22 protein-coding genes are annotated in these 24,447 nt (G+C 58.7%); 12 read left to right on the top strand and 10 right to left on the bottom strand.

What is annotated here, in order from left to right:
* The first annotated feature begins 2 nt into the window (after window positions 1–2).
* Both FE840_RS03825 and FE840_RS03820 read left to right on the top strand, forming a co-directional pair.
* Entirely contained in the window at window positions 3–542 is a 540-nt protein-coding gene (locus FE840_RS03825) for a hypothetical protein (protein ID WP_138287057.1), read from the top strand.
* An 83-nt stretch (window positions 543–625) separates the two neighbouring features.
* Window positions 626–2,683 (top strand): 3'-5' exonuclease, encoded by a 2,058-nt coding sequence (locus FE840_RS03820; RefSeq protein WP_138287058.1) that lies wholly within the window; start codon window positions 626–628, stop codon window positions 2,681–2,683.
* A gap of 9 nt (window positions 2,684–2,692) precedes the next feature.
* Here the strand turns inward: FE840_RS03820 and FE840_RS03815 are convergent, their stop codons facing one another.
* The 7 genes from FE840_RS03815 to FE840_RS03785 all read right to left on the bottom strand — a co-directional run bounded on the left by FE840_RS03815 (window position 2,693) and on the right by FE840_RS03785 (window position 10,775).
* Window positions 2,693–3,718: a zinc-binding alcohol dehydrogenase family protein gene (locus tag FE840_RS03815; protein ID WP_138287060.1), complete on the bottom strand. Its 1,026-nt coding sequence runs from the start codon at window positions 3,716–3,718 to the stop codon at window positions 2,693–2,695.
* A 23-nt stretch (window positions 3,719–3,741) separates the two neighbouring features.
* Complete coding sequence (locus tag FE840_RS03810; RefSeq protein WP_138287062.1) at window positions 3,742–4,713, bottom strand: ABC transporter permease; 972 nt, start codon at window positions 4,711–4,713, stop codon at window positions 3,742–3,744.
* Window positions 4,714–4,799: 86 nt separating this feature from the next.
* Window positions 4,800–6,353, bottom strand: coding sequence for a sugar ABC transporter ATP-binding protein (locus FE840_RS03805; RefSeq protein ID WP_138287064.1), 1,554 nt, complete (start codon window positions 6,351–6,353; stop codon window positions 4,800–4,802).
* 206 nt (window positions 6,354–6,559) lie between these two features.
* Complete coding sequence (locus tag FE840_RS03800) at window positions 6,560–7,549, bottom strand: ABC transporter substrate-binding protein (RefSeq protein WP_138287066.1); 990 nt, start codon at window positions 7,547–7,549, stop codon at window positions 6,560–6,562.
* Window positions 7,550–7,741: 192 nt separating this feature from the next.
* Window positions 7,742–8,212, bottom strand: coding sequence for an RbsD/FucU family protein (locus FE840_RS03795; protein WP_138287067.1), 471 nt, complete (start codon window positions 8,210–8,212; stop codon window positions 7,742–7,744).
* 11 nt (window positions 8,213–8,223) lie between these two features.
* Window positions 8,224–9,243, bottom strand: coding sequence for an aldo/keto reductase (locus FE840_RS03790; RefSeq protein ID WP_138287068.1), 1,020 nt, complete (start codon window positions 9,241–9,243; stop codon window positions 8,224–8,226).
* 26 nt (window positions 9,244–9,269) lie between these two features.
* Entirely contained in the window at window positions 9,270–10,775 is a 1,506-nt protein-coding gene (locus FE840_RS03785) for a UxaA family hydrolase (RefSeq protein WP_138287069.1), read from the bottom strand.
* A gap of 244 nt (window positions 10,776–11,019) precedes the next feature.
* Here FE840_RS03785 and FE840_RS03780 point away from each other — a divergent pair, with 244 nt between their 5' ends.
* Window positions 11,020–11,907: a GntR family transcriptional regulator gene (locus FE840_RS03780; protein ID WP_138287070.1), complete on the top strand. Its 888-nt coding sequence runs from the start codon at window positions 11,020–11,022 to the stop codon at window positions 11,905–11,907.
* Between the two features lie 4 nt (window positions 11,908–11,911).
* Window positions 11,912–13,003, top strand: coding sequence for a mannitol dehydrogenase family protein (locus FE840_RS03775; RefSeq protein ID WP_138287071.1), 1,092 nt, complete (start codon window positions 11,912–11,914; stop codon window positions 13,001–13,003).
* A 3-nt stretch (window positions 13,004–13,006) separates the two neighbouring features.
* On the opposite strand, the gene FE840_RS03770 is transcribed toward FE840_RS03775, so the two are convergent.
* Both FE840_RS03770 and FE840_RS03765 read right to left on the bottom strand, forming a co-directional pair.
* The gene (locus tag FE840_RS03770; protein ID WP_246318881.1) at window positions 13,007–14,092 is read right to left on the bottom strand and encodes a Gfo/Idh/MocA family protein; all 1,086 of its coding nucleotides are present in this window, start codon (window positions 14,090–14,092) and stop codon (window positions 13,007–13,009) included.
* A gap of 48 nt (window positions 14,093–14,140) precedes the next feature.
* Entirely contained in the window at window positions 14,141–14,845 is a 705-nt protein-coding gene (locus FE840_RS03765; RefSeq protein WP_138287081.1) for a GntR family transcriptional regulator, read from the bottom strand.
* A gap of 121 nt (window positions 14,846–14,966) precedes the next feature.
* Between FE840_RS03765 and FE840_RS03760 the strand changes: the two genes are divergently transcribed.
* The 7 genes from FE840_RS03760 to FE840_RS03730 all read left to right on the top strand — a co-directional run bounded on the left by FE840_RS03760 (window position 14,967) and on the right by FE840_RS03730 (window position 21,880).
* Window positions 14,967–16,124, top strand: coding sequence for an LLM class flavin-dependent oxidoreductase (locus FE840_RS03760; protein WP_138287083.1), 1,158 nt, complete (start codon window positions 14,967–14,969; stop codon window positions 16,122–16,124).
* Window positions 16,124–17,017 carry an aldo/keto reductase gene (locus FE840_RS03755; RefSeq protein WP_138287085.1) on the top strand — a complete coding sequence of 298 codons (894 nt, stop codon included), beginning with the start codon at window positions 16,124–16,126 and terminating at the stop codon, window positions 17,015–17,017. Before FE840_RS03760 ends, FE840_RS03755 begins: the two co-directional genes overlap by 1 nt.
* On the top strand, window positions 17,017–17,544 hold the full coding sequence (gene smoA, locus FE840_RS03750; RefSeq protein WP_138287086.1) for an NADH-dependent FMN reductase SmoA: 528 nt from the start codon (window positions 17,017–17,019) through the stop codon (window positions 17,542–17,544). Before FE840_RS03755 ends, smoA begins: the two co-directional genes overlap by 1 nt.
* Before the next feature lie 195 nt (window positions 17,545–17,739).
* A complete protein-coding gene (locus tag FE840_RS03745; RefSeq protein ID WP_138287087.1) occupies window positions 17,740–18,330 on the top strand; it encodes a TRAP transporter small permease in 591 nt (196 codons plus the stop codon).
* On the top strand, window positions 18,330–19,619 hold the full coding sequence (locus FE840_RS03740) for a TRAP transporter large permease (RefSeq protein WP_138287088.1): 1,290 nt from the start codon (window positions 18,330–18,332) through the stop codon (window positions 19,617–19,619). The genes FE840_RS03745 and FE840_RS03740 overlap by 1 nt, the downstream gene beginning before the upstream one ends.
* A 26-nt stretch (window positions 19,620–19,645) precedes the next feature.
* Window positions 19,646–20,701, top strand: a complete 1,056-nt coding sequence (locus FE840_RS03735; protein WP_138287089.1) for a TRAP transporter substrate-binding protein — start codon at window positions 19,646–19,648, stop codon at window positions 20,699–20,701.
* A 117-nt stretch (window positions 20,702–20,818) separates the two neighbouring features.
* On the top strand, window positions 20,819–21,880 hold the full coding sequence (locus FE840_RS03730; protein WP_210271779.1) for a YeiH family protein: 1,062 nt from the start codon (window positions 20,819–20,821) through the stop codon (window positions 21,878–21,880).
* Between the two features lie 112 nt (window positions 21,881–21,992).
* Here FE840_RS03730 and FE840_RS03725 read toward each other — a convergent pair whose 3' ends face one another.
* Entirely contained in the window at window positions 21,993–22,895 is a 903-nt protein-coding gene (locus tag FE840_RS03725; RefSeq protein WP_138287090.1) for a helix-turn-helix domain-containing protein, read from the bottom strand.
* A gap of 182 nt (window positions 22,896–23,077) precedes the next feature.
* Between FE840_RS03725 and FE840_RS03720 the strand changes: the two genes are divergently transcribed.
* Complete coding sequence (locus tag FE840_RS03720) at window positions 23,078–24,310, top strand: ABC transporter substrate-binding protein (protein ID WP_138287091.1); 1,233 nt, start codon at window positions 23,078–23,080, stop codon at window positions 24,308–24,310.
* The last annotated feature ends 137 nt before the right edge of the window (window positions 24,311–24,447 follow it).

Genomic DNA, 24,447 nt, shown 5'->3' with positions numbered 1-24,447 from the left:
AAATGCTGTTTGAGTTCATCGCGGCGGTGGTTTCAGCTGTTGCCGTGGCCGGTATCGCCATGACGCTGCGCTTCATCACGCGCTATCGTCTTCCGAAGTGGATCGTTCCTGCGTCCGCAGGCCTTGGAATGCTGAGCTATACCATCTGGAGCGAGTATAGCTGGTTTGATCGTGTCACCCAGGCAATGCCGCCTGAGGTGACCGTCGCCTGGAGCAATGGTGCCGAGGATTTCTGGCGCCCCTGGAGCTATTACAAGCCGGTGATCAACCGGTTCACTGCCGTGGACATGAGGACTGCCCAGACGCATCCCAATCATCCCGGTCAGGTCATGGTAGACCTCGTTCTCGCAGCCCGCTGGCAGCAATCTGCGCGATTGAAGGTTGTCTTCGATTGCCCCGGTGCAAGGCGTGCAGATCTGCTTGGAAGCGATGTTTCCGTGGCCGATGACGGCACGATCACCGGCGCAGACTGGATCAATGTCGGCCCGGATGACCCAACACTTCGGGCCGCCTGTGCGGGTCAGGCGGGTACGTCAACTTAACTCGGCTGATATGCTCTGGATCAATGCATGCCGGAGGAGCATGCGCGATGATCGAAAGGGTCCAGCACTGAGGGGAGGCGCGGATGTTGGTACGATTGAGCCTTAGGGTTCGGATTTTCCTGTTCTTTGTGGCTTTGGCGATCGGCACATTGCTGGCGCTTGCTCTCGTTCTCTGGTTCGGGTTGCCGAATGGCAGCAACCCCGAAGCGTTGAACGGGCTCCTGAGGGGCGCAATTGTCGCCGGTTTCGTGCTCCTCGGCCTCTTTGCCTGGTTCTGGTATCTTTTCGATATCAACATGGCCAAACCCATTGAAGGGCTGGCCGGGGCAATCAGGGCGCGCACCCATGCTCATGTCGAGGATGAGCTCGACAAGTCGCAGGCGAAATATCTTGGCGATCTGGCTGACGCCGCTTCGGCGGCAGCGGCAACGCTGGCTCAGGCCCGTAACGCGGCGACCGAATCCGTTGCCCGAGAGACGGCGCGGTTGTCTGGCGACAAAAGCAAGCTTGAGGAGCTTCTTGCCGATGTTCCGCCCGGCGTTCTCCTTTGCACGAGCCGTCACCGGATCGTCTTCTATAACGGTGCTGCGCATCGCCTGCTGAGTACCGAGAAAATCCCTCTTTGCCTCGATCGCAACCTCTTCGATTTCATCAAGGATGGACCTGTCCGTCAGGCTCATCATCGGCTGCTTGATGGTGATACTAGCGACACGGCTGAAATGCTCTGCACGACACCCGATGGCAGCCGGAGGCTTGCTGTCCGCATGCGTCTAGTTGGCAGCAGTTCGGATGACCGGGCAGCCTATGCCTTGACCTTGCGCGATGTGACGACCGAACTTGCCGGTCATGCACGCCGGGATGCCCTTCTGTCCGATGTGTTCGAGCGTGTTGCGCCCACTGTCGAGGCACTGGCTCAAACTGCCGCAAAAGAGCAGGGCACTGTTCCGGATCTGATACGCCAGGAGATTGATGCCTTGCGCGCCATGATGGTCCAGTTGGAGGAAAGATTTGAGACCTGTCGGTCGGACGGCTGGCCAATGGCATTCATTGCTTCCCATGACCTTCTCCGGGATATCACGAAACGGCTCGAAGCCACGGGCTTGGCTGTGAAGGTGGCGAGTGAAAGGCTCGCACTACGCTGCAACGCCTTTGATATCACTGCTCTGATCGGGCATCTGGTCGACAATATCCAGGCCAAACAGCCCCTCGATCATGTTTCCGTTGTCATCGAGCAAAGAAATGGTGGTGCTGTCATTCAATTGAGGTGGCCGGGCTCTGCGCCGGACCCAGAGACACTGGAAAGCTGGCTTCATGCCTCTCTCGATGCCAGTCAGGCCGGCCTCTCAGGTCACGCGATCCTGAAAAATCATGCTGCATCCCTCAGTTCCAGGTCGGAAAATGCCGGTGCTGAACTCTGTCTGTCGATCCGGCAGGCCGAACGGCGAGATGAGGTCGTGGCTCAGAGCAACCGCTTCGTGGTTCATGACTTCGAGCTCCTCGCGAGAGCGCATTACGAGAAGATCAGCGACGCCCGGCTGGATGACCTGACCTTTGTTGTCTTCGATACCGAAACCACCGGGCTGTTGCCGGAGCAAGGCGATGAGATTGTTCAATTGGCGGCCGTCCGGGTCGTAAACGGGAGGCGGATTCAAACGGAAGTGTTTGACTGCCTTGTCAATCCGGGCCGCCGGATACCCCCGTCGTCAACGGCCGTCCACGGAGTTTCGGACGATATGGTTGCCGATGCGCCGGGTGTGCTTGACGTGCTGGAGAGGTTTCATCGTTTCGCCGACGGTGCGGTCCTCGTTGCCCATAACGCGCCGTTCGACATGGAATTTCTCAAGCGGCGGGAGCGAGAGCTGGGGCTCTACTTCGACCATCCGATTCTGGATACGGTCCTGTTGTCTGCCGTTGTCTTCGGACAAAGTGAGACGCACAGTCTCGATGCGCTGACACGAAGGCTCGGGATACATATCCCGGAAGGCGCACGGCACACGGCGCTTGGTGATACGATCGCAACGGCGGACGCCTTCATCAAGTTAAAGGCCATGCTGGAAGCCAAGGGGCATGACAGGTTTGGCGAGGTCCTGACCGAAGTTCGCCGCCATCGCCGCTTGCTGAAAGATCTGAATACGGCCTGATTACCACCGTCACGCCTCACCGATTGCGACCACCGCCTTGATGAGGCCTGTCTTTTCCAGCGCCCAGCGTGGCAAGTCCTGTGGCAACCTGTCCAGCGTCGTGCGGTGGGTGATCAGCAGATTACTGGGCACCATGCCTGCGGCCAGCGCAGCGCGGACGTAGTCGAAATCGGCGTGCGTCGCGTTCCGGCTGCCGACAACGCACATTTCGCGCTTGTGAAACTCCGGGTCGGAGAAGCGGATCTGGTCCTTCACCACGCTGACGAAGATCAGACTTCCGCCATGGGCGACGAAGCCGAACGCGCTTTCCATCGAGGCCGCGTTGCCCGTAGCGTCAAAGACGATGTCATAGCCTTCGCCGCTTGTTTGGTCGGCGATATCAGACGCAACGGACGAGGTTCCAAGGATCGATCGGGAAAAGCCGAAGCGCTGATCCGCTACCGACAGCCGTTCTGCACTCGTGTCCAGAAGGGTTACATCAAGGCCCGCGATACGAGCAAAGAGGGCGGTGCCAAGTCCAATCGGGCCAGCGCCTATGACAAGCGCGCGCTCGGCATCGTTTGTGTTTATGCCACGCCGAACGGCATGGGCCCCAATCGCCAGAAACTCGACCGTTGCGGCTGCTTCTGCCGTCAGGCCATCGGCAAGATAGAGGTTGCTCTGCGGGACCACGATCTCTTCGCAGAAGGCACCGTCGCGGTGAACACCAAGGACCTCGATGCGCATGCAGCAATTGGGCTTGCCCTTTCGGCAGGCAATGCAGTGACCACAGGAGATATAGGGGTTGACGATGGCGAGTGTGCCTTTCTCCGCAAAGACCCCTGTTCCGCCTTCCATAACCCTGGCCGAGATTTCGTGACCCATGATCCGGGGATAGGTCATGAAGGGATGCTTGCCCTGAAAGATGTGGTAGTCGGTTCCGCAGATGCCGACATGGCTCACGCTCAGCCTGACTTCCCCCGGCTCAAGTTGTTTGTGTTGCGGCCTATCGACGAGCTCAAGACGACCGGGTTCAATGCAGATAGCTGCTTTCATGTCGTGGTCCGATCGATATTCGACTAACGCTGCCGCCGACGGCGCAACTGATCGAAGTAAACGATGAGGATGATCAGGAAGCCGGTGATGATGCGTTGCCAGAAGGAGTTCACGTTCAGCAGGTTGGCGCCGTTGTTGATCGTGGCCAGAATGAAGGCACCAAGCAGTGGCCCGTGGACCGATCCCACGGCCCCGAAAAGGCTTGTGCCGCCGATGACGGAAGATGCGATTGCCTGCAACTCCCAGCCTTCTGCCTGGGTGGCATTACCAATGCCGATACGCGATGCCAGCAGTATACCAACAAAGGCAGCGCAGGTGGCCGAGAGGATATAGGCCATGTAGATCGTCCGGTTGACATTGACGCCAGACAGGCGCGCCGCTTCGCTGTTGGAGCCGACGGCAAAAAGATAGCGTCCCCAGCGGCTGAGATGCAGGAAGATGAAGGCGGGTATGGCCACCACAAGCACCATCCAGAAGAGGCTTGGCACGCCGAGGAAATCCGCCCTTGCAAAGGCTGTGAAGGCGCCACTCGGGATCGAGATTGTTGAACCGTTGGTAATAAGAAGCCCGATGCCGCGCAGGGACGTCAGCGTTGCGAGCGTAATGATGAAGGGCGGCAGACCCATGCGAACGATGCCGAAGCCATGGAACATGCCGATCGCAACGCCCATCAGCAGGGTCAGGATGATCGCCAGCCAGACGGGTACACCGGCGGTAATCAACCAGGCAATGATAACACTGCTAAAGCCGACGATCGCGCCGACGGAGAGATCAATGCCAGCGGTGATGATGACAAAGGTCTGGCCTACCGCGAGGATCGCCGTCATTGAACCTTGACGCAGCAGATTGCTGATATTGTTGGGCGTCCAGAAACTGTCCGTGGCCAGGGCAAGGAGGAGCCATATGAACAACAAGAGCCCGAGCAAGGTGAGGCTGAACAGGATGTTCATCCCCTTTTTCGGTGCCTTTGTCGTTTCCGTGGTCTCGACGCTCATCTGTCCGTCTCCCTGTTTTCTGCTTTCGCGACGCCAAGGCGCCCTCGTCTTCCCGCCTGCTTGCGCCCTAGCAATTGCCGTGCTTTCTATAAGCCGATGGCCTGAGTCAGTACGTCTTCGTGTGTTGCTTCATGGTGCCCGTAACTTGCGACCAGTCGTCCCTGGCGGAAGACATGCAGCCGGTCAGCCAGTTCGTAGACCTCCGGCAGATAAGATGAAATCAGGATGATCCCGGCGCCCTGTTTGAGAAGTTCTCCAAACAGGCGATAAATCTCTGCCTTGGTACCGACATCGACGCCAACGGTAGGCTCGTCAAAGATAAAGACACGCGCGCCATGGCTCAGCCATTTGCCAATGACGATCTTTTGCTGGTTGCCGCCTGACATGGCGGAAGCCAGGACGGCACGGGTCGGCGTCTTGATCTTGAGATCGTCGATCTGACGATCTGCATTGGCCGTTTCGAGGCCGCGACTAATGGTGAGACCGCGGCTTAAACGATCAAAGACGGGCAAGTTGATGTTCAAGCCAATCGGAAGGTTCAGGCAGAGACCCTGATCGCGCCGGCTTTCCGGGGCAAGCGCGATGCCGATATCCATCGCCTTTCTCTCGGTGTCGATCACAACCTTTCGACCGTCCCAGAAGACCTCGCCACCGGTGCATTTCTGGCGTCCGTAGACGCCGAGCGCGAACTCGCTGCGCCCGGCACCGATCAGTCCATAAAGGCCGACGATTTCGCCGGCGCGCACGCTGAGGGACACATCCTGGAAACCGGGGCCTGACAGGCTCCTGGTTTCGAGGATCACGTCCCCGAGGGCGACCTTTTCCTTGTGATAGATCTGATCGATCGAACGATTGATCATCAGCGAAATGAGCTCCGCCTCGTCGGTTTCGGCGATTTTGCGCGTCCCGACATGGGTTCCGTCCCGCAAGACCGAGACGCGATCTGCCAGCTCGAAAACTTCTTCCATGCGATGGCTGATATAGACAATCGTGATGCCGTCCGCCTGCAGCCTCCGGATAAGCCGGAAGAGCTGTGCGGATTCCTGGCGGGTGAGATAGGCGGTCGGTTCATCGAAGATGAGAAAGCGGATGCCGCGCATGGCGGCCCTGGCGGTCGCGACGAGCTGCTGCTGGCCGATGGTCAGATTGCCAAGTCGTTCCGTCGCCGGAATGTTGAAGCCCAGGTCGTCCAGGACATTCTGGGCGGCCTCTGCCATGGCACGCCGACGCATCAGGCCGTAGCGTTGAAGTTCGTCGCCGAGAAACATGTTGGCGGCCACCGTAAGCTCCGCACAGAGCACGACTTCCTGATGGACGGCGTTGATGCCGCGAGAAATCGCCTCCGTCGGTGTTGCGAGAGGTACCGGGCGACCGCACCAGCGGATCTCGCCGGAGGTACGGGGGATTACTCCGGTCAGAAGCTTGATAAGGGTGGATTTGCCGGCACCGTTCTCCCCCACGATGGCGTGAATTTCTCCGGCGAGGAAGGTGATGCTGGCCGGTTTCAGAGCCTCGACGCCGCCATATTTCTTCCGGAGGTCGACAAGCTCAAGGATCGGGTCTCCCGGCTTTATCTGTTCCGCCTCGCGCAGATGCGGATCCGCATCATGCCTGTGGCTCAACTCCTGAAGTCCGGCCATAAGATCCTCCCGCGACAGAAAACATTCAGAATGAACCTACAGCTCATCCCTCATGCATGGTGTCGTTTCCCATTCAAAGTTTTTGCCTTCATGTGCATCTTGATCAAACGCGATCAGGCAAAAGCGATGGCTTGCAGGCCGCTCCCCATCGGCTTGCGAGCGATCGGCATGCGCGCGACGGCAACGCCGCGCGCATGGTGGTGCAATCAGTTGACCTTGGGGTTCAAGAGGGCGTCGATCTTGGGATCTGCCATGTTGGCCTGGGTGACGAGATTGGCACCCGTATCGACAAAGGTTTCGACCTTCTCGCCCTTCGAGACGGCAAGAGCCGTCTTCACGCCATCATAACCCATGCGATAGGGGTCCTGCACAACGAGGCCAGCAAGGACGCCTTCCTTGAGGAATCCGACCGTCTTTTCATCCGAGTCAAAGCCGATGACCTTGATCTTGTCGCCAAGCTTGTTTTCGGCAATCGCCTGACCGACGCCTTGTGCCATGATCAGATTGGAGGCGAAAACCCCGACAAGGTTCGGGTTCGCCGTGATCAGGTCGGTCATCATGTTGAGACCGGTGGTTGCCTGGCCATCGGCAAAGCGGTCTGCAACGACTGTCAGGCCCGGATACTTTGTCTTGATCTGGTCAAGGAAGCCCTCGCGGCGCTGGTCAAGCGAACCGACACCCGGCAGGCTGGTAATGATTGCGATTTCACCCTCGACTTTGCCGGTGGCGGCTTCGATGGCCGCTGCCAGACCGTCAGCAGCGATGCGTCCGCCCTGGACGTTGTCGGTTGTCAAGAAGGAGGTGAAGGCCTGCGAATCTGCGCCAGAGTCGATACCGATGATCGGGACGGATTTTGCGGCTTCATCGATCGGAGCGCCCAAAGCCTTGAATTCGGTGGGTGAGATGACAACGGCAGCCGGACCTCCTGCCACGGCGTTTTCCAGGATGGTGATCTGGCCATTGATATCGGATTCGGACTGGGCACCCAGCTCCGGCACGTTGACGCCGAGATCCTTGCCCGCCTGACGGGCGCCGGCCAGAACGATCTGCCAGTAGAAGGATGTGGTGTCCTTGACGATGATGGGGATCGTGACGTCCTGAGCCGATGAAGCGACCGGCATCATGGTTGTCATCAGCGCCGCACCGGCGACGCCGACGAATGCACGACGAGAAAGCATGCTCTTCAACAGTGACATTTGGGTTCTCCTCACAATGCGCCCTGTTCCTCCGGTTCGAGGTCAAGCCGCAGAACGCAACCGTCTTGACCTTTATCGATAAAAAACATTTCGAGGCAGGCTAGCCTAGACAATCCGCTTATGCAAGCGACTCAAGTGCCCTCCGTCACCTGATTATCGTCATTTCCTAATGCAGGTATCTCCTCTCCTGTCTCAGGCTGCCGAAGGCGTGGAAGACGCCTGTCCGTGGATTTCGTGTGGGTACACAACCCCCTTCTTCAGGATGATGTTGCCGTAGATCCGAAGCTCCGTCGTCGCAACGATGTAGGCCGCCTGTGCCGCCCGCTCGTAGAAGGCGAAGCGCTCCAGCGAAGCCAGATGGAAGTCTCCCGCCAGTCTCCGGATCACACCGGAAAATTCATTGCATATTTCCGGGACAGCCTCCGGATCGCCGACAACCTGCATGGTCCAGGCGGTCTCATCGACAAACTGATCGAGCGGCATGTGGTGCAGGATCGCTTCCAGTATCGCGACGGCACCCAGGCCGTCGGCTCTGATGACCGGCGGACCCAGCGTACTGGCTGGAAAGTTGCCGTCCGCAATGACGATTTCATCCCCGTGGCCCATGGATGCAATCGCATGGAGCAGATCCGGCCCGAGCAGTGGATGAATGCCCTTCAACATGCGTCTTCTCCCTATTCTCGAACGGGCGCGTCGCCGAGCGGAGGTGCAACCAGGGTGAAGGGGTCAAAGGGGGCAAATGCAGTGTCCGGCAATTCCTCCTTTGTCAGCGCCATGTTTCGGTTCAGGCTTTCGGGTCTGGCGGTCCCGATGATCACCGAGGCGACGGTGGGATGATGGAGCGGGAACTGCAGAGCAATCTGGGCCAGTGGCTTGCCCATCTCGCTTGCTAGAGCCTCCATGGACCGCACCTTGTTCAAGACCTCCTCGCTGGCCGGTGTATAGTCGAAATGGGACCCCGGGACCGGTCCTGTTGCAAGGATCCCGGAATTGAAGACACCGCCGACAGTGATGGAGGTGCCGCGCTTTTCGCAGAGCGGCAGCAGTTCGTCTACGGCCGAGCGATCGAGCAGGGAATAACGTCCGGCCAAAAGGATGACATCGATATCGATGTCCGCCATCATCTCCAGACAGGCTGGAACTTCATTGACGCCAAGACCGAATGCCTTGATCGCCCCTGATGACTTCAGTTCCTCAAGCGCCCTGTAGCCGCCGTCGCGCAACTGCCTGACATAGCGGTCATTTGCCTCCCGTCCGTGGGTATAGACGCCAATGTCGTGGACAAAGAGCATTTCGATGCGATTGAGGCCAAGGCGCGCATAGCTGAAGTCGACCGAGCGCATGATGCCGTCATAGCTGTAGTCATAGACCAGCTTGAAGGAGAGGGGGTCGACGAAGCCGAGCTTCGGAATCTGATCCTTCGGGACAGGCTTCAGAAGCCGACCAACCTTGGTGGAGAGCACGTAGCTTCCCTCAGGCTTGTCGCGCAGGAAATCGCCGACATAGCGCTCGGCCAGACCAAAACCGTAATGCGGTGCTGTGTCGAAATAGCGGATGCCGTGGTCCCAGGCCGACTGCAGCGTTGCCATGGCGATGTCGCGCGGGCAGGCGCGATACATGCCACCCAGCGGTGCGGTCCCGAAGCTGTATTCGGTCACTTCGAGGTCGGTTTTCCCGATGCGTCTCGTTTTCATCCCGTCAAATCCTGTTGCCATGCCCTTTAAAGGGTTGCCCCGAGATGCCAGGGCACAAATTCATTGTCGCCATATCCGAACAATTCGCTCTTCGTTTTCTGCCCGGACGCCGTTTCGATGATCAGGTCGAAGATGGCGCGTCCCATCTCCGAGACACTCGCATCGCCGGAAGCGATCACGCCGCAATCGATGTCCATGTCTTCCTCCATGGATCGGTAGAGAGCGGTGTTGCTGGTGAGCTTGATCGAGGGGACGGGGCGCGAGCCAAAGCATGAGCCCCGACCGGTGGTAAACGCGATGACATTGGCCCCACCGGCAACCTGACCCGTCGCCGAGACGGGATCGTAGCCTGGCGTATCCATGAAAACGAGGCCGTGCTCGGTCACGCGTTCTGCGTAGTTATAGACGGCAGTCAGTGGAGAGCGTCCACCTTTGGCCACGGCACCCAGCGACTTCTCCAGAATTGTCGTCAACCCGCCCTTCTTGTTGCCGGGCGAGGGGTTGTTGTCGAGGGAAGCGCCGTGCTGGGCAACATAGGCCTCCCACCAGGAGATCAACCCGTCAAGCCTGGTTGCTACATCCTCATTGATGGCGCGGCTGCGCAACAGGTGCTCGGCGCCGTAGATCTCGGAGGTTTCCGACAGGATAGCCGTGCCGCCGACGCCGGCAAGCAGGTCCACGGCGACGCCCAAAGCGGGGTTTGCAGTGATGCCCGACAGACCGTCAGAGCCGCCACATTGCAGGCCGACGATGATTTCGCTGACAGGAATCGGCTCGCGGCGCATCGTGCCGACTTCGGCGGCAATCTCCTTGAGGATCGAAAGTGCGTTTTCGACAGCGCGGCGGGAGCCGCCGGCATCTTGGATGTTGAAATGCCGCTTGGAAGCGCCAGCACCGCTTTGCCCGTAAAGCGTCAGTTGATTGACCTCGCAGCCGAGGCCGACCATCAGCACGCCGCCGAAGTTCACGTGTCTCGTGTAACCGGCTATCGTTCGATGGAGCGTACGCATCCCGTCGCCGGTGGAACTCATGCCGCAACCCTGATCGTGAACGATCGGCACGAAACCATCGATACCCTCGTAATGGGGCAGGATTGTCCGGTTGGCTGCGTCGGCAATGGCGCGACAGACGGTGGTGGAACAGTTCACGCTGGCGATGATGCCGATATAATTGCGGGTGGCGGCCCGACCATCGGTTCGGCGATAGCCCATGAAGGTACGGGCCTTGTCTGCGTCCGTCGCCTGTTCCGGATTGGCGATGCCGCTGACCGAAAGGCGGTCCTGATCAAAGGCCAGATTATGGGAGTGAACATGATCGCCTGCGGCAATGTCAGTTGTCGCGCGGCCGATAGCCTGCGCATATTTCACGACCGGTTCGCCCTTTGCGACGGGGCGCACCGCGATCTTGTGACCAGGGTCGACACTGACTGCCGCAATTGCGCCGCCCGGCAGGACAGATCCCGCCTCCAGGGCGATGGTCGTGACGGCAACATTGTCTTCTGGCGACAACAGGATACAGGCCGCTTGATTCACCGGATGTTTCTCCCTTGCGACGTGTTTCGTCGCTCTGCTTTTTGTCTTTTATCGACAATAGACAGATTTTCGTCAATGGCTATTATGAAGCCGGAAGCCCGGGGCTGGTTTCCCGGTGAGAGCTGCGGACGTGAAAAGGTGTCGGTGATGTCGGTCGCAAGCCGGTTTGCAAGTCGCATCCTGAACGCTTAAAGCTCAAGCCTTCACTCTGTGGGACCATCGCTCTTGTGCGGTTGAACTGATCATGGCCAAACAAAACACCGTCTTCAAAGATGCCTTCAACCGTATGCTGGACGTCATCCAGGAAGCGGATAGTCTGCCATCTGAGCCGGAGCTTTGTTCGCGCCTGGGGGTCAGCCGTACGACTGTGAGAGCCGTTCTCGGGCGGCTGGGCGAAACCGGGCTGATTGCCTGGGACAAGCGAGAGAAGACGGTTCTTCGGCGTCCGGTGCAGGAGGACTATTTTCCAAGCGAGGAAACAAGTTCGCTATCCGACATCATCGAGCGCAGTTTCATGCGACGGATACTTGCTGGCGGCGCACAGCCGGGCATGCAGATCAACGAGCTGGAACTTGCACGCGACATCGGGATCGGAACGACATCAGTGCGGGAGTTCCTGATCCGGTTCAGCCGTTTCGGTCTGATTGAAAAGCGGCCAAACAGTCATTGGGTCCTGAAGGGTTTCACCCGCGAATTTGCCCTTGAACTGACAGAAGTGCGCGAGATGTTCGAGTTGCGGTCGGCGGCGAGCTTTGTTCATCTTGCCGCCGATCACCCGGCCTGGGGTGATCTGAAAGACGTGGAGGCCGAGCATCATGCGCTGCTGGCCGATATCGACAACCGCTACACGGAATTCTCCGAGCTCGATGAGCGCTTCCACCTGCTGATCCAGAAGGCGTCGAGCAATCGCTTCATCATCGATTTCTACGACATCATCGCGATCGTCTTTCACTATCACTATCAATGGAACAAGACGAATGCCCGGGCGCGCAACCAGAGGGCGCTCGAAGAGCATCTCAACTATATTCATGCTCTCTTCTCCCGCGATCCGTCAGCCGTAGAAAAAGCGTGCCGCCAGCATCTGAAATCGGCCCGGGAGACGCTTCTTCAGTCCATCCAGGATCCGGTTTAATGGTATGAAGACACCAATCCTTCAGTTCGGAACCAGCCGATTCCTGCAGGCGCATGTCGATCTTTTCGTGAGCGAGGCTCTGGCAAAAGGGGATGCACTCGGACCGATTACAGTTGTGCAGACAAGTGGAGATCCGCAGCGAGCGAGGCGGATTGCTGCCCTTGCGGACCGTCATGGTTTTCCGGTGTGTATTCGGGGGCTCGAAGAAGGCCGCGTAATTGACCGGGAGTTGCGGGTAAAGAGTGTCACGCGAGCACTGTCGACAGCAACCCAATGGGACGATGTCGCCCGGGTCTTTGTCGAGGAGGCGGAGGTCATTGTCTCCAACACAGGCGACTCCGGTTATGTCGTCTCACCGGGAGATGCGCTGTCGGGTGTGCCTAAGTCTTTTCCGATGAAACTGCTCAAGCTTCTTGCCTTGCGCTACCGAAACGGGGGCAAACCGCTGACGGTGCTGCCTTGCGAGCTTCTGTCACGCAACGGGGATAAGCTGAAGGCCTTGATTCATGATCTGTCCCGGCGTTTCGTTCCGGACGAGGGCTTCGACGCCTGGCTTTCGACATCGGTGATCTTTGCCAATACGCTGGTCGACCGGATCGTCTCCGCTCCCCTGGAGCCTGCGGGGGCGATCGCTGAACCCTACGCGCTTTGGGTCATCGAGAACCGGACCGGGCTCACGATGCCCTGTCGGCATCCCTCTATCCATCTCGTTGAGGATCTGACACCTCATGAAAAACTGAAGCTGCATATCCTGAACCTTGGCCACACGGTTCTGGCGGATCATTGGCTGAAGGAGGCGCGGCGGATCGACGAGACGGTGCGAGAGATGCTGGCGTCGGCTCCGGTCAGAGATATGCTGTTGCAGCTTTATCGCGAAGAGGTCATCCCGGGCTTTGCATTGCATGGGATGGAGCAAGCGGCGGTGAGTTATCTCGAGCAAACCATGGCGAGGTTCGAAAACCCGTTCCTCGATCATGCGCTCAAGGATATTGCCGGCAACCACCGTGAAAAGATCGAGCGGCGTATTGCAGCGTTCCTTCGCTGGTGCCCCGGCATTGTCATGCCGAGGCTGGAGCAGATCGCAGCGGGTGCCTGATCCTCAGTTCTGTGCGCCAGGTGCATAGGTTTGCGTGGTCATGTCCACGACCTGACCTGTGAGGGCCGATTGCTGGGCTGCCAGACCCATGGCGACTGCCCACCAGCCGTCCTTGACTGCGACTTCCACCTCACCCTCGCCGCGTGCCGCGCGAACGAAGCGCTGGTGCTGGTAGAAGGTGGAGCCATTGTGGTCGCCTGCTGCCAGGAGTGTCGGATCAACAGGAATCTCGACCACGCGCGGGCCTTTCGGGTCGCGCGGAGAGACGATCACCTGTGCCACGGGTGGCTCGCCCAGATGCTCCGGCCAGAAACGGCCGGGACCAGGCACCAGGCATTCGATCTTGCCCTTGGGTCCGACGGCTGAGATTTCTTCCTGGTAACGCGCTCCCTCGGCAAACATGCAGAGTTCCAGCATCGCGCGTGCGCCTGAAGCGAAATCGACGATCACATAGGCGTTGTCCCAGATGTCTGATTTCTCTCCGCCGTAGACCTCATCCAGATGGTTTACGGACTGGCCGCCGGAAGCCATGATCCGCACCGGGTCCGACTTCAGGATGTGGCGCATCAGATCGAAGAAGTGACAGCATTTTTCAACCAGAGTGCCGCCGGTGTTGCGGTTCAGCCGGTTCCAGTCGCCCACCTTTTCGAGAAAGGGGAAGCGGTGTTCACGGATGGTCAGCATCCGAATGCCGCCTGTTGCCTCAGCGGCCTCTTCGATCATGCGGGCGACGGGTGGCATGTAGCGATATTCCATCGCAACCCAGATAGGGGCCGGGTAGGCAGCGCGAAGAGCGGCCAGACGAGGGGCGTCTTCCGGTGCCGTGAAGAGCGGTTTCTCCACGAGGACGGGAAGCGGGCGGATCCTGGCGATCGTTTCCAACTGCTGCAGATGCAGATAGTTGGGGCTGGCGATCAGCAGGCAGTTCACTTCCGCAACCGCCAGCACATCCTCGACCGAATCGACCATCTTTGCCGATGGTACAGCTTCGGCAGCGAGCGCGCGCATGCCGGCATCCGGTTCGAAGATCGCTGCGACCGCCACATCCGGCAGGAGCGCGATATTGCGCAGGTGTTCCTGTCCCATCATGCCGCAGCCGATGATCCCATAATTCAGTTTCGCCACGATTTCTCTTCCCTATTTGAGGCGCGACACATAGCGCGCTATCGAATGATCAAGCCATGTCCGGGACACTTCGGCGCGTGTGCCTTCCTGATCCAGGCTGATCCGTTGAATATGCGTGACCGGAGCCCCGATCGGTTGATTGAAGATGGCAGGTGCCCAGTCCGGCACATGGTCGAGGCCGATCTGGTCTTCGGCCCTTGCAATCCAGAGCGAGAGCCTGGTGCGGTAATAAAGATAAAGAGATTCTGAGACCTCTTCGGGATCGATGGTCTCGACATAGCTTCCGTCGAGCCAGATCTCTTCCAGGGCTGCGGGTTTGCCTGAAAGGCGCCTGATACGTCGGATGCGATGGGCGAATTCACTCGACCCGAAGGCCGGAAGCTCCGTCGGTTTGGGCAGGCGATCGATGCTGAGGATTTCCGCTGTCGGAAGACCGCCGCCATTCAGCAGTTCAAGCCGAAACATGGCATAGACGCTCTTTGGATCGGAGATGGCCCGGACATAATTTCCAGAGCCTTGAACGCGTTCGAGCAGGCCGCGATTCTGCAATTCTGCCAGAGCCTTGCGCAAGGTGCCGACGGCAATCCCCAGTTCTTCGGCCATGTCCCGCTCAGGCGGCAGTTTTTCACCGTCAATCAGCCGCCCGGCCGCGATATCGCGGACGAGAAGCTCTGTGATCTGGACATAGATGGGAAGACTTCCGGGGCTCTGGCTCATCGATGATCCGGGCGGTTCCTGTGGCAGGAATGACGCGGCAAGAAAAAATTGATACACTATTGATCTACATCAATTCGAATGTTAGGCAAGAGGAAAGTTGAGGGACTGGAGGAGACTTCCGATGACTGTGGTACCCGTTACATCTGCCGATCTGGACGGTGCGGAGGTTTCGTGGTTCGCAGCATTGTGCTCTGACGATTATCAGTTTCTCGGTGTTCCGGATGGCGCTCTTCGATCGAGCTTCGAGCATTGCTCGGACATCGTCCAGAAGGCCGAACAGCTCGGCTTTCGCAATATCCTGTGCCCGTCTTCCTACCAGGTTGGGCAGGATACGCTGAGCTTCCTTGCCGGCTGTGCGCCGATCACGTCGAAGATCAACATGCTGGCAGCCATCCGATGCGGCGAGATGCAGCCAATCATGCTGGCACGCACCGTGGCAACGCTCGATCACATGCTGAAGGGGCGGTTGACGCTGAATGTCATAAGCTCCGATTTTCCGGGTGAAGTGGCTGACAGCGCCTTCCGCTATCGCCGCAGCCATGAAGTCGTGCAGATCCTGCGGCAGGCCTGGACACGCGAGACAATCGACCACGACGGCGAAGTCTATCAATTCAAGGGCGTATCCACCGATCCGGCGAAGCCTTATCAGCAGAATGGTGGCCCCCTTCTTTATTTCGGCGGCTATTCTCCCGATGCGCTCGAGCTTTGCGGCGCGCAATGCGATGTCTATCTGATGTGGCCGGAAACAAAGGATCAACTGGCGGAGCGTATGAAAGCAGTTCATGCCCGGGCTGAGGCTCATGGGCGCACGCTCGATTACGGTTTGCGCGTTCACATGATCGTTCGCGATACCGAGAAAGAAGCCCGTGAATATGCCGACTACATCGTCTCAAAGCTGGATGATGAATACGGCAAGCTGATCCGCGATCGGGCTCACGATTCGATCTCGCTGGGTGTCGCCCATCAGGCCCGCGCCCGCGAACTTGCCGACCAGTTCGGCTATATCGAGCCGCATCTATGGACAGGGATCGGTCGCGCGCGCTCCGGCTGCGGCGCGGCGCTTGTCGGCTCAACGGATCAGATCCTCACCGAGCTTGAATCCTACCGCAAAATGGGTATCCGCGCCTTTATCCTGTCCGGCTACCCGCATATCGACGAGGCAGTGCATTTCGGCACCAAAGTGCTTCCCGAACTGAAGACCGTATCGCTTCCCCACGCCTATGGTCGCGTTCCCTCCGAAACGCCTGCCACACCCCTTGGAAATGGAGTTCGCCGCTGATGGAGCGCGTCAATCTTACCCCTGAACTGAGTTTCAGCCGCATCGTCTACGGGATGTGGCGGATTGGCGATGATGCCGATACCTCGCCGAAACATGTTCAGGCCAAGATCGAATCCTGCCTTGCGCAGGGCATTACCACCATGGACCAGGCCGACATTTATGGCGGCTATACGGCTGAAGCCATTCTCGGGGCTGCTCTGAAGGCCGCTCCCGGCCTGCGCGACAAGCTCGAGATCGTCACCAAATGCGATATCGTGGCGCCCGTTGGTCGGCACTCGGCAGCGCGGGTGAAGTATTATGACACGACTGCTGCCCACATCACGGCCTCGGTCGAGGCTTCGCTGCGTGACATGGGGACTGATCATGTCGACCTGTTGCTGATCCATCGTCCAGACCCGCTGATGGATCCGGACGAGACGGGACCGGCTTTGGACGGGCTGATCGCTTCGGGCAAGGTGAGCGCTGTTGGTGTATCCAATTTCAGGCCGTGGGATTTTTCGCTGCTGCAGTCATCCATGGAAAATGAGCTGGTTACCAACCAGATCGAGATGAGCCTTCTGGCGACCGATGCCTTTACCAATGGCGACCTGGCCTTTCTGCAGGAACGCGTAATCGCTCCCATGGCATGGTCGCCCTTGGGCGGAGGTGCCCTGTTTAACGGTTCCAAACCAGATCTGCTGGCAGCGTTGAAACGTATTGGCAATGAGCAGGGGGTTGACGAGACAGCGGTTGCGGTTGCCTGGCTCTTGCGGCACCCGGCAACGATCCTCCCGGTCATGGGCACCAATTCATTGTCGCGCATTGCCACGTTTGCAGATGCCGTAAAGGTCGAGATGGACCGGCAGACCTGGTTTGAACTTTACACACTGGCCATCGGACGAGAGGTGGCGTGATGATGGCGGGGAGCAAGCTTTCGATGCCAGCGGAGCAGGTATTTGTTCCGGAAGCGTCCAATCATCGGGCGTTCCGCAATGCGCTTGGCAGCTTTACCACAGGTGTCACCGTGGTCACGGCGATGGCCGATCAGGGTGCGATCGGCATGACCGTCAACAGCTTCGCTTCGGTCTCGCTCGATCCACCGCTGGTGCTCTGGTCTCCCGCGAAAAGCTCCTCCAAGCATGGAGCCTTCTCGCAGGCCGAGCATTTCGCAATCCACGTCCTGGGCGCAGATCAGGATGGACTGAGTACAGCTTTCACGCGGGGCGGGGCCGGGTTTGAGGGATTGGTCTGGGCGCTGAATGCAGAAGGCGTGCCTGTTCTTGCCGGCACGCTTGCGCGGTTTGAATGCGTCAAGGCGCAGTTGCATGACGCAGGTGATCACACGATCATCATCGGTCGGGTTTTGCGGGTGGCACATCGGGAGGGAGAACCCCTGTGCTTTTCCGGAGGTCGTTTCGGGCGTTTTGCCCATCAGGGCTGAAAATGGGAGGTCGTCGTCGGAGTGCTTGCCCGCACTCCGGGAGGAGAATTGAGAGGCACTGGTCATGATGTGGCTTCGGCAGGCGCAAAGATTTCGCGCATGTCGACAAAAGCCTCAAAGACTTTGTCTTTTTGCTGTCGTGGCATTTTGCTCAATTGTCAGCCTGGAACCGACGACGCGGAATGGGCGGAGAGTATGAACCTATTGACTGGGCTGACCAACCTGATTGGGCGGATCAACGCAGCCGTGCTGCTGGTTGGGGTCTGGCTCGGGGCAGCATGCCTTGGGGTGATGCTGGTCTTCATCCTCATACAGGTCTTTTTCCGCTACGTGATCGGTCAGGCGCTGCCGTGGAGCGAAGAGGGCGCGCGCTTTCTGATGCTCTGGATGACGGGTTTGATGGTGCCGACCGCCTTTCGCCAAGGTGGGTTTGTCGCGATCGACATGATCCTCGACCTGATGCCGCGTCTGCTGGCGGCACTCGTCAATCTTACGTTCCTGCTTCTTACGGCCACGCTTCTCTATTTCGGCATGCGCATTGGCTGGAACGAGGTGAATGGCCTTGGTGGGCGCTTTGCCATGTCGGCAATTGCCGTTCCGACCTCGCTTGACCTCAGCACCTGGATGAAGGTGCCACGAGGCTGGATGATGTCTTCGCTTGCCGTGGGCGTGACGCTGATGTTCGTCGTGAGCATCGAGCTTATCCTGCGCGCCGTGGTCGGCATTCTTGGCCAAAAAGACCGTCTTCAACCCGTTTCCATGTCGCGCGGTCTGGGAGCCGAATGATGCTGAGCCTTTTCCTGCCGCTGTTTCTCGTCTTCCTGCTTCTTGGCCTGCCGATCGTATTCGGACTGATCGCAGCACCCGCCATCCTGTTGTGGTGGAACGGTCAGGAACGGGACATCGTCCTGCTCTACCGGAATGTCTACAATGGCATGGACAGCTTCCCGCTGATGGCAATCCCGTTCTTCATGCTGGCCGGCGAATTGATGAACCGGGCTGGAATTACCCTTCGGCTGGTCGAATTCGCCCAAGCGATGATCGGACATCTGCGGGGTGGTCTTGCCCATGTCAACATCCTGTCTTCCATGCTGTTTGCCGGCCTTTCCGGTTCCGCTGTGGCGGATGTGTCGGCGCTCGGGTCGATGCTGATCCCGGCCATGGAAAAGCAGGGCTACACCCGGCGTTTTGCCGCCGCCGTGACTGCAGCCTCGTCAATCATCGGTCCGATCATCCCGCCATCCGGCATCATGATCATCTATGCCTATGTCATGGGTGAAAGTGTCGCTGCCCTGTTTCTGGCGGGCATCGTTCCGGGTGTCCTTATCGGTGTGAGCCTCATGGGCGTCGTCTGGTTGCTTGCCGACAAGGAGAACCTTCCGCTTGCCACGAAGCGTGCGAGTTGGGGTCAGAGGGGCCAGGCAAGTCTCAAGGCCTTCTGGCCGCTGATGACCCCGGTCATCATCATGGGCGGCATTCTCGGCGGGATCTTCACGCCTACCGAGGCGTCGGCAATCGCGGTTGGCTATGCGCTGTTTATCGGCCTTTTTGTCCTTCGTTCGATGCGTGTCGGCGAAATCCCCGACATCCTGGCAAGAGCCAGCATGACATCGGCGGTGGTCCTGCTTCTGGTCGGTGCCGCCATGGCTTTCAAGACGGTCGCCAGCCTCTCTCATACACCGGAAATGCTCGCAGACCTGATCCTCAGCCTGAGCGAAAACCCGCTCATTCTGCTGTTCCTGATAAACATCCTGCTCTTTGTCGTGGGCATGTTCCTCGACGCGGGACCGGCCATCATCATTCTGGGACCGATCCTCGGGCCGATCTTCCTCGAACTGGGGGTAGATCCGGTCCACTTTGCCATCATCATGGCGGTCAACCTGACCGTTGGTCTGTTGACGCCGCCGATGGGGCTTGTGCTCTTTGTGTCCTCGTCCGTCTCCGGCCTCAAGGTCGAGACGATTGCGCGGGCGACGCTGCCGTTCCTTGCGGTGGAAATCGCCGTGATCTTCCTGATCACCTATTTCCCCGCCATCACATTGACTGTCCCGCGTCTTGCGGGCTTCATTGACTAACCCAACCAAAAACCGGGAGGACTGACATGCTGAAATCACTGATGACTACGCTACTGGTCGCCAGCGCGTTAAGCGTTGCGAGCATTGCGCAGGCGGCAGACATCACGCTGCGCGCCACAGCCAATTCCAACGAGAATGACGAGGACTATGATGGCCTCGTTGTCTTCAAGAACTATGTCGAGAACGCTTCGAACGGTGCCATCGCTGTCGAACTGTTCATCGGAACGCAGCTCTGCGCCACCGGCGAGGAATGCCTTCAGGGTGTGGCCGACGGCTCGATCGACATCTATATCTCGACGTCTGGCGGGGCCGCAGGTCTTTTCCCCTACATCCAGGTGCTGGACCTGCCCTATCTGATGAGCGATGACCGGGTGGCCGAAACCGTGTTGACTGGCAACTTCACCCGTCAGCTTCGTGAAAGGGCTCTGGCTGACAGCGACAACAAGATCCGCCTGATGACGATCGGCAACACCGGTGGCTGGCGCAACTATGCCAATACCCAACGGACTGTGAAGAGCCCTGACGATCTCAAGGGCCTGAAGATGCGCACCGTGCCTGCCGACCTGCCGCAGCAGGTTGCGACCGCCGTTGGTGCTGCTCCGACGCCGATCCCGTGGCCGGAACTCTTCACCTCGCTGCAGACCGGTGTTGTCGAAGGAACCGCAAACGGTATCACCGACATCATGTCGATGAAGTTTCCGGATGCTGGCCTGAAGTACCTGACGCTCGACGGTCACAGCTATATGGGCGCCTTCTGGTGGATGTCGAATGACCGCTTCCAGAGCCTTTCGCCCGAGCAGAAGCAGATCGTTGTCGACGGTTTTGCCGCGCTCCAGCAGGCAACCTTTGCTTCGCCGAAGCGCAAGGAAATCGCTGCCTATCAGGACTTTCTGAAGGCCGGTGGCGAAATCTATGTTCCGACAGCCGAAGAGAAGGCAGCTTTCCAGGCCGCAGTTGCACCGGTGTTTGACTGGTTCAAGACGAACGTCACCGGTGGCGCAGAGGTGTTCGATCAGTTCCAGGCGGCGGTTGCCGAGGCACAGGCAAAGGTTGATGCCGAGCGTGCGGCAGACTTGAACTAATACGAAAAATACGGACGCGCCGGATATCAGGCGCGTCCGGTTCCAATCTCGCGCTACCGATGGTCATGCCGGTATGCGTGCAATTTGCGAAATCCAAGAATTACATCAGGTTTACCCATGTCATCCGATCATCCGGTCGCACCCGATGCCGTGCCGGAACAGGCCTCTGCCATGTCTCCCGCCTACTGGAAACTGAGGTTTCCGGGCCTTGCCATTGCCGCCTTGATCGCACTGGCGTCGGCTTTCCTGTCAGAGCATTACGGTGCTCCTGCAATGCTGCTGGCCATCCTGATCGGTCTGGCACTTCATTTCCTCGCCGAGGATCCACGGACCCTGATCGGCCTGGAATTTGCCGCGCGGGTTCTGCTGCGGCTCGGGATCGCGCTTCTCGGTCTGCGTATCAGTTTCGACATGTTTGCCGATCTCGGTTTTTCGGTTCTTGCCGTGCTTGTCGGGGCGGTGGTTCTGACAATCACTTTCGGCATGGTCGCAGCGCGTATGGCCGGCCAGAAGACACAGTTCGGAGTTCTGACTGGTGGCGCTGTTGCCATTTGTGGTGCATCGGCCGCCATGGCGATCGCGGCCGTCCTGCCTCGACGCAACAAGGAAGAGGCAGAACGTGACATGGTGTTTGCCGTTTTCGGTGTCACCATGCTGTCAACACTGGCGATGATCCTCTATCCGGTTATCGCTGCCGCGCTTGGTTTGAATGAGGCCGTGACGGGTCTTTTCCTGGGTGCCACGATCCATGACGTGGCGCAGGTGGTTGGTGCAGGCTTTTCCGTTTCCGAACCTACCGGTGAAATGGCGGTCCTGGTCAAGCTGATCCGAGTGACCCTGCTGGCTCCCGTAGTCCTCGTTATTGCGCTTGCCTATCGGCGCTCGCTGCCTTCCGGGACAAAACGCCCGCCGATCATCCCTCTCTTCGTCGTCGTTTTCCTCGCGCTTGCGGCTCTCAACTCATCCGTCAATTTACCGGACGTGGTCACGGAATTTGCTGGCGGTGTCTCCCGCTGGGCATTGCTGGCTGCGATTGCAGCAGTCGGGGTCAAGACCTCACTGCCCAAGGTCATGCAGGTCGGTCGCCGTGCCATCGGCCTGCTGGTCGCAGAAACGCTTTTCCTTGCTGCGTTGATCTTGATCGCGGTTGAAGTCCTGCCTCTCGACAGGTTGCACTAGAGCATTGAAGGTGATCTCGGGATCACCTTCAATGCTCTATGTTTTTGTTTTTTAACGCATTGTCCGACGCCGAAGCGATCACGCTTCGGCTGGAAATGCTCTAACCGGTTCGTCATGCCGGCATGATGCTCTTGGAGCGCATGCGCTTGCGAAACGTCGTCGGTTTTTCGACGAACCTGTGGGCAAATGCTTCGTAGAAGCGGGAGACCGAGCCAAAACCGCTTTCAAAGGCAACATCGGTGATCGGCAAATCGGTTGAGATGAGCAGTGACTGGGCCGTGTCGAGTCGATGACGGATGATTGCCTGATTGATTGTGTGGCCGACAGCTCTCTTGAATATTCCCATGGCATAATTGGGGTGCAGGCCCGCGTCGCGCCCGACATCTTCGGCTGAAATATCTTCGAGTGCGTGTTCTGCAATATATCGCAGCATTCGTTCTACATGCTCGACACGTTCGCTATCACTCGCGCCGAGACTGGCGATCGCCGAGCCTTCTTCCCGGAGGTCCCGCCAGCCATCCCGCTCGATTCTCAGGACACGTGCGGTCAGTTCATTTCGGACGATTTCGACAAGACCAACGTCTCCGGATAGAAGCTCTTCGCGCCAGCGTAGGAAGATGTCCCGATCATAGGGGCGTACTTCGAGCGCCTCGATCATGGCCCCCCGAAAGACGGCATCGCGAAAGCGGCTGAGGCTTGCCAGACCGAGAAAGACCGACATCGGTACATAAAGGCAGACAAAGCGCGTACCCTCCCGCCTGTCAATGACCTGGTGGGGGATCATGCCCCAGAAGAGGGAAAGGCGGCCTGCGCCGATTGTCAGTTCGCGCCCGTCAAACCAATAGGTCATATCGCCTTCGAGAACAAAGTTCAGTTCGATCTGGCTATGCATATGCGGACCAGCCATACGCTGCACGGCAAGCGCCTCTCCTGCACAAAAACGGTGGTCGCCAAACACGACGAGTGGGTGTCGTGGGTCACTGTCGGGGTGAACCGGCACAGACTCATCACGCATGATTGTACTGAATTGGTCCAAAGCTTAGGATCCCGGAGAAGTTCTATGAGAAGGCGGTAGATTATTACGGAATTGAATCAGATGATCAAGCCGAGCCCTTGGGGACTGCCGACCGGCGGGATCCGGTCTGCCACCTGGCTCCCAATGAAATGCGCTTGCATAACGGTCATAGGGAGGAAAACATGACCTTTTTCAAAAGCCTGACTGGGCTTGCTCTCGGTGCTGCCCTGTTCTCGACCACCGCCTTCGCCGGTGAGATCGTTCTAAATTCAAACCATTCCGACCCTGCGCCGAAGAAGGCCATGGAAGATCTGATCGCGGATTTCCAGGCCGCCCATCCGGGTATTACCGTGAAGTGGAACAACTTCGACCATGAGGGCTACAAGTCCGCCATTCGCAACTTCCTGACTGCCGATGCGCCTGATGTTGTGGCCTGGTTTGCCGGAAATCGCATGGAGCCATTCGTCACGGCTGGCCTGTTCGAAGATGTCACCGACGTCTGGGATGCCAATGGGCTCAATGAACAGCTAAAGTCCGCAGCGTCTGCCATGACGATCGATGGCAAGAAGTGGGGCGTTCCCTATACCTACTACCAGTGGGGCATCTACTACCGCAAGGACATCTTCGCCGAGCAGGGCATCGAGCCGCCGAAGACCTGGGCCGAATTCCTGGCGGCCTGCGAGAAGCTCAAGGCCGCCGGTATCACCCCGATCACCATCGGCACCAAGGCGCTGTGGCCGACGGGCGGCTGGTTCGATTACCTGAACCTGCGCGTCAATGGCTATGAGTTCCACATGGAGCTGACGGCTGGCAAGGTTCCCTACACCGATCCTCGCGTTCGTGCGACTTTCGAAAAGTGGGGTGAACTGGTGAATGCCGGCTATTTCCTTGAGAGCCATGCGGCCATCGACTGGCAGGATGCCATTCCGCAGATGGTTCAGGGCAAGGCCGCCATGTATCTTATGGGCAACTTTGCCGTCGCCACGATGAAGGACGGTGGTCTGACCGAAGACCAGATCGGCTTCATGCAGTTCCCGGAAATCACCCCCGGTATACCGATGGCAGAAGATGCGCCGACCGACACCTTCCACATCGCGTCGGGCGCCAAGAACAAGGATGATGCCAAGAAGTTCCTGGCCTTCGTTGCATCGCCAGAGGCCCAGGCAAAGATGAATGCGACACTCGGCCAGCTGCCGGTCAACAACCAGGCCCAGAAGCCCGAGGACGTCTTCCTGCAGCAGGGTTTTGACATGCTCTCCAACGCCTATGCCCTGGCGCAGTTCTACGACCGCGACGCCAATGCGGAAATGGCGAAGGCCGGCATGGAAGCCTTCCAGGAATTCATGGTCAAGCCGGACCGGCTTGATGCCATCCTGGAGCGCCTCGAAAAGGTGCGTGCCCGCGTCTACAACTAAGCTTTGAGCTCCCTGCGCCGGGTGCTGCGGACCTTCGGGTCCGTGGCATCCGGTTGCCGTTCCCGACCTCGAAAAGGTGCCGCCATGAGCAACACCATCTCAGCTGCGCAGAACTGGAAGCGCAACCAGCAGAAACT

The organism is Peteryoungia desertarenae, from assembly GCF_005860795.2.
Classification (GTDB): domain Bacteria; phylum Pseudomonadota; class Alphaproteobacteria; order Rhizobiales; family Rhizobiaceae; genus Allorhizobium; species Allorhizobium desertarenae.
Note: the sequence above shows the minus strand (reverse complement) of the source record. Positions and strands in the feature narration are given on the sequence as shown.

What these genes read in the sequence shown, in the direction of transcription:
- FE840_RS03825 (WP_138287057.1), top strand. Translation starts at nt 3, where the DNA reads ATGCTGTTTGAGTTCATCGCGGCGGTGGTTTCAGCTGTTGCCGTGGCC.
- FE840_RS03820 (WP_138287058.1), top strand. Translation starts at nt 626, where the DNA reads ATGTTGGTACGATTGAGCCTTAGGGTTCGGATTTTCCTGTTCTTTGTG.
- FE840_RS03815 (WP_138287060.1), bottom strand. Translation starts at nt 3,718, where the DNA reads ATGAAAGCAGCTATCTGCATTGAACCCGGTCGTCTTGAGCTCGTCGAT.
- FE840_RS03810 (WP_138287062.1), bottom strand. Translation starts at nt 4,713, where the DNA reads ATGAGCGTCGAGACCACGGAAACGACAAAGGCACCGAAAAAGGGGATG.
- FE840_RS03805 (WP_138287064.1), bottom strand. Translation starts at nt 6,353, where the DNA reads ATGGCCGGACTTCAGGAGTTGAGCCACAGGCATGATGCGGATCCGCAT.
- FE840_RS03800 (WP_138287066.1), bottom strand. Translation starts at nt 7,549, where the DNA reads ATGTCACTGTTGAAGAGCATGCTTTCTCGTCGTGCATTCGTCGGCGTC.
- FE840_RS03795 (WP_138287067.1), bottom strand. Translation starts at nt 8,212, where the DNA reads ATGTTGAAGGGCATTCATCCACTGCTCGGGCCGGATCTGCTCCATGCG.
- FE840_RS03790 (WP_138287068.1), bottom strand. Translation starts at nt 9,243, where the DNA reads ATGAAAACGAGACGCATCGGGAAAACCGACCTCGAAGTGACCGAATAC.
- FE840_RS03780 (WP_138287070.1), top strand. Translation starts at nt 11,020, where the DNA reads ATGGCCAAACAAAACACCGTCTTCAAAGATGCCTTCAACCGTATGCTG.
- FE840_RS03775 (WP_138287071.1), top strand. Translation starts at nt 11,912, where the DNA reads ATGAAGACACCAATCCTTCAGTTCGGAACCAGCCGATTCCTGCAGGCG.
- FE840_RS03770 (WP_246318881.1), bottom strand. Translation starts at nt 14,092, where the DNA reads ATGATGGGACAGGAACACCTGCGCAATATCGCGCTCCTGCCGGATGTG.
- FE840_RS03765 (WP_138287081.1), bottom strand. Translation starts at nt 14,845, where the DNA reads ATGAGCCAGAGCCCCGGAAGTCTTCCCATCTATGTCCAGATCACAGAG.
- FE840_RS03760 (WP_138287083.1), top strand. Translation starts at nt 14,967, where the DNA reads ATGACTGTGGTACCCGTTACATCTGCCGATCTGGACGGTGCGGAGGTT.
- FE840_RS03755 (WP_138287085.1), top strand. Translation starts at nt 16,124, where the DNA reads ATGGAGCGCGTCAATCTTACCCCTGAACTGAGTTTCAGCCGCATCGTC.
- smoA (WP_138287086.1), top strand. Translation starts at nt 17,017, where the DNA reads ATGATGGCGGGGAGCAAGCTTTCGATGCCAGCGGAGCAGGTATTTGTT.
- FE840_RS03745 (WP_138287087.1), top strand. Translation starts at nt 17,740, where the DNA reads ATGAACCTATTGACTGGGCTGACCAACCTGATTGGGCGGATCAACGCA.
- FE840_RS03740 (WP_138287088.1), top strand. Translation starts at nt 18,330, where the DNA reads ATGCTGAGCCTTTTCCTGCCGCTGTTTCTCGTCTTCCTGCTTCTTGGC.
- FE840_RS03735 (WP_138287089.1), top strand. Translation starts at nt 19,646, where the DNA reads ATGCTGAAATCACTGATGACTACGCTACTGGTCGCCAGCGCGTTAAGC.
- FE840_RS03730 (WP_210271779.1), top strand. Translation starts at nt 20,819, where the DNA reads ATGTCATCCGATCATCCGGTCGCACCCGATGCCGTGCCGGAACAGGCC.
- FE840_RS03725 (WP_138287090.1), bottom strand. Translation starts at nt 22,895, where the DNA reads ATGCGTGATGAGTCTGTGCCGGTTCACCCCGACAGTGACCCACGACAC.
- FE840_RS03720 (WP_138287091.1), top strand. Translation starts at nt 23,078, where the DNA reads ATGACCTTTTTCAAAAGCCTGACTGGGCTTGCTCTCGGTGCTGCCCTG.